Source organism: Lentzea waywayandensis (genome assembly GCF_900115955.1).
Classification (GTDB): Bacteria; Actinomycetota; Actinomycetes; order Mycobacteriales; family Pseudonocardiaceae; genus Lentzea; species Lentzea waywayandensis.
The window spans coordinates 1,166,319-1,180,652 of record NZ_FOYL01000001.1 but is presented as its reverse complement, the minus strand read 5'-3'; the positions used below and the strand labels follow the sequence as shown (position 1 = coordinate 1,180,652).

The 14,334-nt window shown below is 73.2% G+C and carries 1 pseudogene; it reads left to right on the top strand.

The features are described from left to right. Positions 1–11 precede the first annotated feature (11 nt). Positions 12–14,297 (top strand): annotated as a pseudogene (locus BM417_RS49005) (type I polyketide synthase); the annotation flags it as partial. Between the last annotated feature and the right edge of the window lie 37 nt (positions 14,298–14,334).

The window sequence follows — 14,334 nt, the reverse complement described above, 5'->3', positions numbered from 1 at the left end:
CCACCACCCCGGACAAGATCGTCGAAGCCCTGCGCGCGTCGCTCAAGGAGAGCGACCGGCTGCGGGAGGTCAACCGGCAGCTCGAGGCCGCGGCGGGAGAACCCGTCGCGATCATCGGGATGAGCTGCCGCTATCCCGGTGGCGCCGGTTCGCCGGAACAGCTGTGGGACCTCGTGTCCCGCGGCGGTGACGCCATCAGCGGCTTCCCGACGCGGCGTGGCTGGGACCTCGACGGCCTGTACGACGCGGACGCCGACGAGCCGGGCAAGGTCTACACGCGTGAGGGTGGGTTCCTGCACGACGCCGACCAGTTCGACCCGGCGTTCTTCGGCATCAGCCCGCGGGACGCGCTGGCCATCGACCCGCAGCAGCGGCTCCTCCTGGAGGTGTCGTACGAGGCGTTCGAACGGGCCGGGCTGACCCTGGACTCGGTGCGGGGCAGCAGGACCGGCGTGTTCTCCGGCGTGATGTACAACGACTACGCGGGCCGCATGTACCGGGTGCCGGAGGGCTTCGAGGGCCTGCTCGGCAACGGCAGCGCGGGCAGCGTGGCCTCGGGCCGGGTGGCCTACACCTTCGGGTTGGAGGGGCCCGCCGTCACGATCGACACGGCGTGCTCGTCGTCGCTGGTCGCCCTGCACCTCGCCGCACAGGCGCTGCGCCAGGGCGACTGCACCCTCGCTCTCGCCGGAGGTGTGTCGGTGATGGCGACACCGTCCGCGCTGGTCGAGTTCAGCCGGCAGCGGGCGCTGGCACCGGACGGGCGCTGCAAGGCGTTCGCGGCCGCCGCCGACGGCACGAGCTGGGCCGAGGGCGTCGGTGTCCTGCTCCTGGAACGGCTTTCCGACGCCGAACGCCTCGGTCACCCGATCCTGGCCGTGGTCCGGGGCACTGCGGTCAACCAGGACGGCGCCTCCAACGGCATGACCGCGCCGAACGGCCTGGCGCAGCAGCGGGTGATCCGGGCGGCGCTGGCCAACGCCGGGCTGTCACCGTCCGATGTGGACGTCGTGGAGGCGCACGGCACGGGCACGTCGCTGGGTGACCCGATCGAGGCCGAAGCCCTGCTGGCGACGTACGGGCAGGGCCGGGAACGGCCGTTGTTGCTCGGCTCGCTGAAGTCGAACATCGGTCACGCGCAGGCCGCGGCCGGTGTCGGCGGTGTGATCAAGATGGTCGAGGCGATGCGCCACGGCGTGCTGCCCAAGACCCTGCACGTCGATGCGCCCTCACCGCACGTCGACTGGTCGGCGGGGTCGGTGGAGCTGCTGACCGACGCCGTCGCGTGGCCGGAGACCGGCGCTGCCCGACGGGCGGGTGTGTCGTCGTTCGGGGTCAGCGGGACCAACGCCCACGTGATCCTGGAAGCGCGACCGCGGCCGTCGACCACCGCCTCCACGGAGGATTCGGTGGTGCCGTGGGTGCTCTCGGCCCGCTCCGAACCGGCGTTGCGGGCTCAGGCGCGCAACCTGCTGTCCCTTGTGGATGTTCCCGCGGCCGGGGCCGCGCTGCTCAGGTTCCGCCAGCTGTTCGAGCACCGGGCCGTCGTGGCAGGGGACCTGCGGGCAGGGTTGACCGCCCTGGCCGAGCAGGGCACGGGTGCCGCCGTCGCCCGCGGTGTGCGCCGGGCCGTGTTCGTGTTCCCCGGTCAGGGTTCGCAGTGGGCCGGGATGGGCGGGGAGCTGCTGGAGTCGTCCCCGGTGTTCGCGGCGCGGATGGCGGAGTGCGCCGACGCTCTGTCGTCCTTTGTGGACTGGGAACTGCTGGACGTGCTCGACGACGCCGAGGCGTTGCAGCGAGTCGACGTCGTGCAGCCCGTGCTGTGGGCGGTGATGGTGTCGCTGGCCGAGGTCTGGCGTTCCTACGGGGTCGAGCCCGCCGCCGTGATCGGTCACTCCCAGGGTGAGATCGCCGCCGCCGTCGTCGCGGGTGGCCTGTCCCTCTCCGACGGCGCTTGCGTGGTCGCGTTGCGCAGCAAGGCGTTGCTCGCCCTGTCCGGCAAGGGCGGCATGGTGTCGCTCACCACGTCCGTCGAGCGCGCCGAGGAGCTGATCGCGCCCTGGGGTGAGAGCCTCTCGATCGCCGCGGTCAACGGCCCGTCCTCGGTCGTGGTCTCCGGTGACGCCGCCGCGCTCGACGAGTTGCTGGCGCAGGACATTCCGGCCAGGCGGATCGCGGTCGACTACGCGTCGCACTCCCGGCACGTCGAAGCCGTCGAGGAGGAGCTGCTCGCCGCACTCGCGCCGATCCGCCCGCGGACCGGTGCCGTGCCGTTCCACTCGGCGGTCACCGGTGACCCGCTCGACACCGCCGGGCTGGACGCTCGTTACTGGTACCGGAACCTGCGCGAGACCGTGCGGTTCGACGAGGTTGTGCGGCAGCTGCTCCCAGACCGTCCGGTGTTCGTGGAATGCAGTCCGCACCCGGTCCTCACGACCGGTCTCGACGAGACCGCGGACACCGTCGGCACCCTGCGTCGCGGCGAAGGCGGCCGGGCCCGGCTGCTCACGTCGATCGGCGCGGCCTTCAGCCTCGGCGTGGCCGTGGACTTCTCCGCCGAGTTCGAGGGCGTGGACCCGGCAGGCGTGGAACTGCCGACCTATCCGTTCCAGCGCGAGACCTTCTGGCTCGACGCGCCCGCGGTCACCACCGATGCGGGCCTCGGCTCGGCCGGGCACCCGATGCTCGACCAGGTCGTCGCCCTCGCCGACGGCGACGGCCACCTCTTCACCGGACGGCTGTCCACGAGGTCACACCCGTGGCTCGCCGACCACGTCGTGCGCGGCACCGTCGTGCTGCCCGGCACGGCATTGCTGGAACTCGCGGTGCGGGCGGTGCGGGAGACCGGTGGCCGGGTCGTGGAGGACCTGGTGCTGGAGGCTCCGCTGGTGCTGCCGGAGGACGGCGCCGTCGAGGTCCAGGTGTCGGTCGGCGCTGCTGACGGCACCGGCCGGCGCGCGGTCGCTGTGCACAGCCGTGCCGCGGACGACAGCTGGACCCGGCACGCGAGCGGCGTGCTCGGCGGCACCGAGCCCGCGGCGGCTGATCTGCTGATCTGGCCACCCGCCGGTGCCGAACCCGTCGACGTCGACGGCCTGCACGACCGGTTCGCTGCACAGGGTTTCGCTTACGGGCCTGCGTTTCGCGGCCTGCGCGCGGCGTGGCGGCTCGGCGAGGAGATCTACGCCGAGGTCGCGTTGCCGGCGGACCTCGCCCCCGAGGCGGCGCGGTTCGGCCTGCACCCGGCGTTGCTCGACGCGGCACTGCAGGCCGCGGCACTCGGCGGCGGAGATCGCGCGCTGATGCCGTTCGCGTGGTCCGGTGCGGTCCTGCGGTCGAGCGGCATCGCTGCGGCGCGCGTGCGGATCCGGCCGGCCGGGGAGGACGCGGTGGCGCTCGACGTCGCGGACGCGTCCGGTGCGGCGGTGGCCACCGTCTCGTCACTGGTGCTCAGGCCGTTGGTGGCTCAGCAACTCGTCGCCGACTCGCTGTTCAGTCTGGAGTGGACACCCGTCGAGGTGCCTTCAGCAGCGGCGCCCGTGCACCTCGATGACGACCTGCTGCCTGTGCCGGGCACCGACCTGGTGCTCGCGCCTGTCGCGGGCGATCCGGCCGATGTCGGCGGCAGCGTCCGCACGGTACTGGCTCGCACACTCGACCTCGTCCGCGAGCACCTCGCGAAGGACGAAGGCCGCCTGGCGTTCGTCACCTCGGGCGCGACGACGGGGGAGGACCCGGCCGCGGCCGCTGTCTGGGGGCTGATCCGGTCGGTCCGCGCCGAGCACCCCGACCGGTTCCTGCTCGCCGACACCGACACCGCTGATGTCACACCGCTGGTCGCCGTCCTGGCTGAGGAGCCTGAGGTCGCGTTGCGCGGTGGCGAGGTTCTCGTGCCGCGACTTGTGCGCGTCCAGCGGACCGACGCGGCACCCGCGTTCGACGTCAGCGGCACCGTCCTGATCACCGGCGGCACCGGCGCGCTCGGCTCGCTGCTGGCCCGGCATCTCGTTGCCACGTATGGCGCCCGCCGCCTGCTGCTGACCAGCCGCTCCGGCGCCGGGCACCCCGACCTGGACGGCCTCGACGCCGACATCCGGATCGTCCGCTGCGACGTGGCCGACCGCGACCAGCTCGCCGAACTCCTTGCAGGCGACCACATCACGGCCGTCGTGCACGCCGCGGGCGCGCTCGCGGACGGACTCGTCGAGTCCTTGACCGCCGACGACTTCGAGAAGGTCCTGCGGGTCAAGGTGGACGCCGCACTCGCCCTGGACGAACTGACCGACGCCGCGACGTTCGTGCTGTTCTCCTCGGCGACCGGCACGTTCGGCAGCGCCGGGCAGAGCGCCTACGCGGCCACCAACGCGGTGCTCGACGCCCTCGCGCTCCGGCGGCGCGCCCGTGGTCTCGACGCGCAGTCGCTCGCCTGGGGGCTCTGGGCCCGCAGCGGCGGGATGACCGGCGCGATGACGGACCTCGACGTGCGGCGGATGACTCGCGCCGGGTTCCCGCCGCTGTCCGACGAGCAGGGGCTCGCGCTGTTCGACACCGCCCGCGCGCTGGACGGCGCGACTTTGGTGCCGGTGAAGCTGAACGTCGCCGCCCTGCGCGACCAGCAGGTGCCGCCGATGCTGCGCAAGATCGTTCCGTTGCGCGCCGTGGCGGCGACGGACGACGGCCTGCGGGCGCGGCTGGCGGGGCTCGACGACGCCGGACGCGACCGCTTGCTCACCGAGATCGTGCGCACCCACGTCGCGACGGTGCTCGGCCACGCGGATGTGTCCGTTGTGGACACTTCGGTGGCGTTCCGGGACCTGGGTTTCGACTCGCTGACCGCGGTCGACCTCCGCAACCGCCTCCAGTCCGTCACCGGGCTGCGCCTGCCCGCCGCGCTCGTGTTCGACCACCCGACGCCGGCGGCACTCGTCGCTTTCCTGAGTGCCGAACTCGGTGGTGACGCGGCACTTCAGCAGGTCGTCACCGCGGCCGCCTCGACCGAACCGATCGCCATCGTCGGGATGAGCTGCCGGTTCCCCGGCGGGGTCGCCTCGCCGGAGGACCTCTGGCGGCTGCTCGCCGACGGTGGTGACGCGATCAGCGAGTTCCCGGCCGATCGCGGCTGGGACGTGGACGCGCTCTTCGACCCGCAGCCACGGCCCGGCAAGACCTACGTGCGCGCGGGTGGGTTCCTCGACGGTGCGGCCGACTTCGACCCGGCCTTCTTCGGCATCTCGCCGCGGGAGGCACTGGCCATGGACCCGCAGCACCGTCTGCTGCTCGAAGCGGCGTGGGAGGCGTTCGAACGGGCCGGCATCGACCCGGCCACCGTGCGCGGCAGCCGCACCGGGGTGTTCGCCGGCCTGATGTACCACGACTACGGCGCACGGCTGTCCGGCGGACCTGACGACGTCGAAGGTTTCCTCGGCGTCGGCAACTCCGGCAGCGTCGCCTCCGGCCGGATCGCCTACACGCTCGGGCTGGAGGGCCCGGCCGTCACGGTCGACACCGCCTGTTCGTCGTCGCTGGTCTCGCTGCATCTCGCCGTGCAGTCGCTGCGCTCGGGCGAGTGCACGATGGCGCTGGCGGGCGGCGCGACCGTGATGGCCACGCCAGGCACGTTCGTCGAGTTCTCCCAGCAACGCGGCCTCGCGCGAGACGGCCGCTGCAAGGCGTTCTCCGCCGACGCCGACGGTGCCGGCTGGTCGGAGGGCGTCGGCATGCTGCTGGTGGAGCGCCTGTCCGACGCGCGGCGGCTCGGTCACCCCGTGCTCGCGATCGTTCGCGGCACGGCGGTGAACCAGGACGGTGCCTCCAACGGCCTCACCGCCCCGAACGGCCCGTCGCAGCAGCGCGTCATCCGTGCCGCACTGGCGAACGCCGGCCTGGCACCGTCCGATGTGGACGTCGTGGAGGCGCACGGCACCGGCACGTCTCTGGGTGACCCGATCGAGGCGGACGCGCTGTTCGCCACCTACGGGCAGGGCCGGGACCGGCCGCTGCTGCTCGGTTCGGTGAAGTCCAACATCGGGCACGCCCAGGCCGCGGCGGGGGTCGCGGGCGTCGTGAAGATGGTCCTCGCGCTCGGAAACGACACCGTGCCGCGCACCCTGCACGCTGCCACGCCGACACCGCACGTCGACTGGTCGTCCGGTGCGATCGAGTTGTTGTCTTCGGCTACACCGTGGCCGGAGACGGGACGGCCGCGGCGTGCCGCGGTGTCGTCGTTCGGCATCAGCGGCACCAACGCCCACGTGATCCTCGAGGCCGCTCCTGGTGGAGCGGCGGTCCCGGCGGAACGGACCGTGCCCGCGGTGGTGCCGTGGGTGCTCTCCGCACGGACCGAGGACGCGCTGCGGGCCCAGGCGGCGCGGCTGCCGCTCGGCGAGCCGGTGGACGTCGGATTCTCGCTGGTCAGCACCCGTGCGCTGTTCGAGCACCGCGCGGTCGTTCTCGGCGACCACGCGGAAGCCTTGCGGGCGTTCGCCGATGGTGGCGCTCCCGCGGACGTGGTCACCGGCATCGCCCGGCCCGGACGGCGGGTGGCGTTCGTGTTCCCCGGCCAGGGTTCGCAGTGGGCCGGGATGGGCCGGGAGCTGCTGGAGTCGTCTCCGGTGTTCGCGGCGCGGATGGCCGAGTGTGCCGAGGCTTTGTCGTCCTTTGTGGACTGGGAGCTGCTGGACGTTCTTGACGACGCCGACGCGTTGCTGCGGGTCGACGTCGTGCAGCCGGTGCTGTGGGCCGTGATGGTCTCGCTCGCCGAGGTGTGGCGATCTCGTGGCGTCGAGCCGGCCGCGGTGGTGGGCCACTCCCAGGGCGAGATCGCCGCCGCCGTGGTGGCCGGAGGACTGTCTCTTGAGGACGGTGCTCGCGTCGTCGCGCTGCGGAGCAAGGCGATTCTCCGGTTGTCGGGCTCCGGCGGCATGGTGTCGCTGGCCGTCACGCCGGACCGCGCGCGTGAGCTGATCGCGCCGTGGGCTGACCGGATCTCGGTGGCGGCGGTCAACGCGCCGTCGTCGGTCGTCGTATCCGGCGAGTCCAGCGCTCTCGACGAGCTCGTGGCCGCCGCCCAGGACGCCCGCGCGCGACGGATCGCCGTCGACTACGCCTCCCACTCGGCTCAGGTGGAACTGCTGGCCGGTGAACTGGCCGAGGTGCTGGCCGGCATCGAACCGCTGGCCGGGCGGATCCCGTTCGTGTCGGCGGTGACCGGTGACGTGCTGGACACCGCGGAGCTGGACGCGGGCTACTGGTACCGCAACCTGCGCGAGCCCGTGCGCTTCGACCTGGCCGTCGCCGGTCTGGTGGCGGGCGGGCACACGGCGTTCGTCGAGTGCAGCGCCCACCCGGTGCTCGCCGCGGGCGTCGAGGAGACCGCCGACGCGGCGGACCGCACGGTCGTGGTGACCGGCACCCTGCGCCGCGACGACGGTGGAGCCGACCGGCTCACCCGGTCGCTGGCGGAGGCCTTCGTGGCCGGCGTGCCCGTCGACTGGACCGTGGCCTTCCACGGCACCGGTGCCGTGCGGGTCGAGCTGCCGACCTACCCGTTCCGTCACCGCCGGTTCTGGCCCAGCGAACCCCTTGCGCCACAGCAGGGTTCGGCCGACCCGGTCGGCGCGCGGTTCTGGACGGCGGTGGAGCGCGACGACCTGGCCGCGCTGGCGGACGACCTGGGTGCCGACCGCGCGCAGTCCGAGGCGCTCGGCGCGGTGCTGCCGGTGCTCTCGTCCTGGCGTCGGCGGCAGCAGGAGAAGTCCACTGTGGATGGATGGCGGTACCGGGTGACGTGGCGTGCGCTCACTCCGGCGCCGGGGGCGTTGACCGGCCGCTGGCTGCTGGTGGTACCGGCGGGCGGCGCTGACTCGGCCGATGTGCTTGGTACGTCGTCGGCTGGCGCTGACGCGGCTGGCGCCGGCACGGTCGGCACTGACGCGGCTGGTGCTGACGCGGCTGGTGTTGGCTTGGCTGGTGTTGGCTTGGCTGGTGCTGACGCGGTCGTCACTGGCGCGGCCGGCGCGGACTGGGCCGATGCCCTTGAGAAGTCGTTGGCCACCAACGGCGCCGAAGTCGTGCGCCTGACCGTCGACCCGTCCGCCGACCGCGCCACCCTCACCGCCCACCTGGCATCCCAGGGCGAAGCGGCAGGCGTCCTGTCGCTGCTCGCCTGCGCAAATGGCCGGCACCCCCGCTACCCAGCCGTCCCGCTGGCCCACGCGGCGACCATCACGCTCGTCCAGGCCCTCGGTGACGCCGGGATCGACGCGCCCCTCTGGGTGGCCACCCGCGGTGCGCTGAGCACCGGCCCGTCCGACCCGGTCGACGACCCGGAGCAGTCGCTCGTCTGGGGCCTCGGCCCCGTGGTGGGGCAGGAGCACCCCGACCGCTGGGGCGGGCTGATCGATCTGGCGCCGACCGCGGATCCCGTCGCGGCCGACCGGGTGAGCGCCGTGCTGGCCGGGTCCGGTGCGGAGGACCAGCTCGCCGTCCGCTCCACCGGGGTGCTGGCCAGGAGGCTGGCTCACGCGGCAGAGGACGATGCTCCCAGCACCTGGAAGCCGACCGGGACCGTGCTGGTCACCGGCGGCACCGGGGCACTCGGCGCGCACGTCGCCCGGTGGCTTGCCCGCGGTGGTGCCGAGCACGTCGTCCTCACCGGACGGCGCGGGCTCGACGCGCCCGGTGCGGCCGATCTCGTCGCCGAGCTGGAGGAGCTGGGCAGCGCCGTCACCGTGTCCACAGTGGACCTGGCGGACCGGGAGGCGCTCGCCGCGCTGCTCGACGACATCGCGGCCGAGTGGCCCGTGACCGCTGTCGTGCACACCGCGGCGGCGCTCGACGACGCCCTGCTCGGCGACCTGACCCTGGACCAGGTCGAGCACGTGTTGCGCGTCAAGGCCGAGGCCGCAGTCAGCCTGCACGAGCTGACTCGCGACCTCGACCTGTCCGCCTTCGTGCTGTTCTCGTCGTTCGGCGGTATGTTCGGCGCGGCCGGCCAGGGCAACTACGCCCCTGGCAACGCTTTCGTGGACGCGCTGGCGCGCCGGCGCCGGGACGAGGGCCTGCCCGCGACCGCCGTCGTGTGGGGGCACTGGGCCGCGGGCGGGATGGCGACCGGCGCCGTCGAGGAGCGGATGTTCTCCCGCGGCGTTCCGGCGATGGACCCGGACCTGGCGATCTCGGCGCTGCAGCGCGTGCTTGACCGCGGTGAGACCAGCGCGGTGGTCGTCGACATCGACTGGGCTCGCGTCGTCGCCGTGTCCGGCACGCCGAGCCCGTTGTTCCGCGAGATTCCCGAGGTGCGCAGGCTCGTCGCGGAGTCGGCTCCGGCTCCCGAACGGGCGAAGGACCTGCTCGGCGTCGTGCGCGCCCAGGTCGCGGCGGTGCTCGGCTACGACTCCGGTGCGGAGGTCGACGCCGAACGGGCGTTCCGGGACCTCGGCTTCGACTCGGTCACGGCGATCGAGCTCCGCAACCGCCTCCAGGCGGCCACCGGGCTGCGGTTGCCCGCGACTCTGGTCTTCGACTACCCCAGTCCTGAAGGGCTGGCCCGTCACCTCACCGCCGAACTGGGTGGCGAGGTGACGCAGGCGGAGACCGTCACCGTCGCGAACTCGGACGAGCCGATCGCGATCGTCGGGATGAGCTGCCGGTTCCCCGGCGGCGTCCGTTCGCCGGAGGACCTGTGGCGGATGCTGGAGACGGGCGGTGAGGGGATCAGCCGGTTCCCGGCCGACCGCGGCTGGGAGCTCGACGGGCTCTTCGACCCCGATCCGGACGCACCCGGCAAGACCTACGTCCGCGAAGGCGGTTTCCTCGACGGCGTCGGCGACTTCGACGCGGCGTTCTTCGGGATCAGCCCGCGGGAGGCGCTGGCGATGGACCCCCAGCAGCGACTGCTGCTGGAGACGTCCTGGGAGGCGTTCGAGGCGGCCGGCATCACCCCGGCCGCGTTGCGCGGCAGCCGCACCGGTGTGTTCGTCGGCGCGAGCACGTCGTCCTACGGCGCGGGACTGGCCGAGCCGCCGGAGGGCACCGAGGGACACCTGCTCACCGGCACGTCGATGAGCGTCACCGCCGGACGGCTGGCGTACGTCTACGGCACCGAGGGCCCGGCCGTCACGCTCGACACGGCATGCTCGTCCTCGCTGGTCGCGTTGCACATGGCCGGGCAGTCGCTGCGCACCGGCGAGTCGTCGCTGGCGCTCGCCGGCGGCGTGACGGTGATGGCGTCCCCGGCTCCGTTCGTCCTGTTCAGCCGCCAGCGCGGACTCGCGAAGGACGGGCGCTGCAAGGCGTTCTCCGCCACCGCGGACGGGATGGGCATGGCGGAGGGCATCGGCATGGTCGTGCTGGAGCGGCTCTCCGACGCCCAGCGCAACGGGCACCCGGTGCTCGCGGTGATCCGCGGCTCGGCGGTCAACTCCGACGGCGCGTCCAACGGCCTGACAGCACCGAACGGCCCGTCGCAGCAACGGGTGGTCCGCACGGCCCTGGCGGCCGCTGGCCTCCGTCCGTCCGATGTGGACGCGGTGGAGGCGCACGGGACCGGCACGTCGCTGGGCGACCCGATCGAGGCGCAGGCGCTGCTGGCGACCTACGGGCAGGACCGGGAAGTCCCGCTGTGGCTGGGATCGGTCAAGTCGAACATCGGTCACACCCAGGCGGCGTCCGGTGTCGCGGGCGTGATCAAGATGGTGCAGGCCCTGCGGTACGAGGTCCTGCCGCGCACCCTGCACGCCGAAGAGCGCTCGACGCACATCGACTGGACCGCGGGCGCGGTGGAGCTGCTCACCGAGCAACGGCCGTGGGCGCGCGGCGAGGAACCGCGCCGCGCCGGCGTCTCCTCGTTCGGCGTCAGCGGTACCAACGCCCACCTGATCCTCGAGGAGGCCCCCGAACCGGCACCTGTCGCCGAACCGAGCGCACCGCCCGCCGTCGCGTGGGTGCTCTCGGCTCGTACGGCTGAAGCGGTGCGGGACCAAGCTGCCGAGCTGCTGTCTCAAGTGGACGGTCTGAACCCCGTCGACGTCGGGTTCTCGCTGGCCACGACGCGATCGGAGTTCCCGCACCGCGCGGTCGTCGTCGGGAGGGACGGCGCCGAGCTGCGCACCCGCCTGGAGGCACTGGCCGGGCCCGGTGTCGCGGAAGGCGTGGCCGGTGCCCCTGGGAAGGTCGTGTTCGTCTTCCCCGGTCAAGGTTCCCAGTGGACGGGAATGGCTGCCGACCTGCTCGGCTCGTCACCGGTGTTCGCCGCTCGGATGGCCGAGTGCGCCGCCGCATTGCGGTCCTATGTGGACTTCTCGGTTCTCGACGTCGTGCGGGAGCGTGGGTCGATCGAGCGGGTCGACGTCGTGCAGCCGGTGCTGTGGGCGATCCTCGTCTCGCTGGCCGCGGTCTGGGAGTCGTTCGGGATCAGGCCCGACGCGGTGCTCGGGCACAGCCAGGGCGAGATCGCCGCGGCTGTCGTCGCGGGGGCGCTGTCCCTCGACGACGGCGCCAGGGTTGTGGCCCTGCGCAGCCAGGCGATCCGGGAACTCGCCGGTCAGGGTGGCATGGTCTCCGTCGCGCTCGGTGCCGACGCGGTGCGGGCACGGCTCGCGGACTACGCGGACCTGGCGGTCGCCGCGGTGAACGGCCCCGACTCGGTCGTCGTGTCCGGTGGGGCCGCCGAGCTGACCCGGTTCTACGAGGCCTGCGTCGCCGACCGGGTGCGAGCCCGCCGGATTCCGGTGGACTACGCGTCGCACTCCGCGCACGTCGAGCGCATCGAGGACCAGGTCCGCGCACTGCTGGCCCCGGTCGCACCGGTCGCCGGGAGCGTGCCGCTGTACTCGACGGTGACAGGGCAGCCGATCGACACCACCACCCTCGACGCCGGGTACTGGTACCGGAACCTGCGCCAGACCGTGGAGTTCGAGCAGGCCACCCAGGCATTGATCGAGGCAGGGCACGGCGTGTTCGTCGAGTGCAGCCCGCACCCGGTGCTGACCACGGCGATCAGCGAGACCGCCGACCGCTCCGAACGTGCGGTCGTCACCGGCGGCACGCTGCGGCGCGACGCCGGTGGTGCCGACCGGGTCCTGTTGTCGGCGGCCGAGTTGTACGTCCTCGGCGTGCCGGTCGACTGGGCGAAGATCTTCGCCGGTACCGGCGCCCGCAGGGTCGACCTGCCGCGGTACCCGTTCCAGCACCAGCGTTTCTGGATCGACTTCCAGTTGCCCGCGGCGGCGGCACCGGAGGACGCCGGGTTCTGGGCCGCCGTGGAGAACGGCGACCTGGCAGAGATGCTCGATGCCGACCAAGAAGCGGTAGCTGCCGTGCTGCCGGCTTTGACCCGGTGGCGAGCTGATCGGGCGGAAGAGTCCGCTGTGGACTCGATGCGCTACACCGTCGACTGGGAGACCGTCGCCGAACCCGAAGCGGGCGAACCCGGCCGCTGGCTCGTCGTCGTTCCACCGGGCGCCGACCTGGTCGCCGAGAAGCTGGTCGCGGAGTTCGAACGGCAGGGCAGCGAGGTCGTGACCACGAGGCCAGGAAACGGCTTCGGTGACCTGCCGTTCGACGGCGTGGTGTCGTTGCTCGCGCTCGACCGGACCGAACTCCGGCCGGGCGTCACGGCGGGACTGGTCGCCGGCCTCGTGCTGTCCCAGGCCCTGACCGAAGCCGGGATCACCGCGCCGCTGTGGTGCGTGACCAGTGGCGCGGTGAGCGTCGCGGCGACGGACCTGCCGCCGGATCCGGTGCAGGCGCAGACCTGGGGCATGGGCCGGGTGCTCGGCCTGGAACAGCCCCGGCGCTGGGGCGGGCTGGTCGACCTGCCGGTGGAGCCCGGCGCGGAGGCGTTGCGGCGCTGCCACGCCGTGCTGACCGGTCAGGGCGGCGAGGACCAGGTCGCGCTGCGGGACAACGGAACCTTCGGCAGGCGGCTCGTCCGGGCCACCAGGCCCGCCGTCGCACCGGTCCCGTGGCGACCGCGCGGCACCGTCCTCGTCACCGGGGCGACCGGCGCGCTTGGCCCGGTGATCGCGCGGAAGCTCGCCGAGGGCGGAGCCGAACACCTGGTGCTGACGAGCCGTCGTGGCAACGCGGCCGCGGGGATGGCCGGACTGACCGCCGAGCTCACCGAGGCCGGGGTCGGCGTCACCGTCGCGGCCTGCGACGTCGCCGACCGCGACGCACTGCGGGCGCTGGTCGAGAAGATCGAGGCGGAGCACGGGCCGATCCGTTCGGTGGTGCACGCCGCCGCGCTGATCCGGCTCACCCCGCTGGCGGAGTCCACTGTGGACGAGCTCGCCGACGTCCTCGCGGCCAAGGTCGCGGGAGCGGCCCACCTCGACGAGCTGTTCGCCGACCGGGACCTCGACGCGTTCGTGCTCTTCTCCTCGATCGCCGGGGTCTGGGGCAGCGGTGATCACGGTGCCTACGCGGCGGGATCGGCCTACCTGGACGCTCTCGCCGAACGGCGCAGGGCAGGCGGCCGCACGGCGACGTCCATCGCCTGGGGCGTCTGGGACGCACTGCACGTGCTGGACGACGGCGTCGTCGTCGAGGACCTGATGGACCTCAACCCGGAGTGGCACGGGCTGTCACCGATGGCTCCGGCCGCCGGTATGCGCGGCATGCAGCGGGCGCTCGACCTCGACGACACCTTCGTGGCGGTCGCCGACGTCGACTGGGCGCGGTTCACCGCCGCGTTCACCTCCGGCAGGCCGAGCCCGCTGCTGAACGGGATCGACGACGTCCGCAGGCTCGCCGCGGCGGAGGCCGAGGCCGACGCCGCTGCGGTCGGCACCCTCGAAGCGCTGCGGGAGCGGCTGACGGCGATGGGTACAGCGGAACGCCGGCGGACCGTGCTCGATCTCGTTCGCGGCATCGCGGCCACCGTGCTCGGACACGCCTCACCGGCCGCGCTCGACCCGGCGCAGGCGTTCCAGGACCTCGGGTTCGACTCGCTCACCGCGGTCGACCTGCGCAACCGGCTCGCCACCGCGACCGGCCTGCGGCTGCCCGCCACGCTCGTCTTCGACCACCCGAACGCCCAGGCGCTCGCCGAGCACGTGCTCGCCGAGGTCCTGCCGGGCGACCGGGCACCGGGCCTCGCGGAGCTCGACCGGCTGGAAGCGGCACTGGTGGACGGCATCGCCGAGGGATCCGCCCGCGCGGAACTGGCCCTGCGCCTGGAAACCCTGCTGAGCCGCCTTGCGGGTGGTCCCACCCACGACAACGGCACTGGCGACCTCGGCTCGGCGACCGACGACGAGCTGTTCGACGTGCTCGACGGCCTGCGCACCCCCTGACCTTCCTTCGCACCAAGGAGCACCACCATGTCCACCC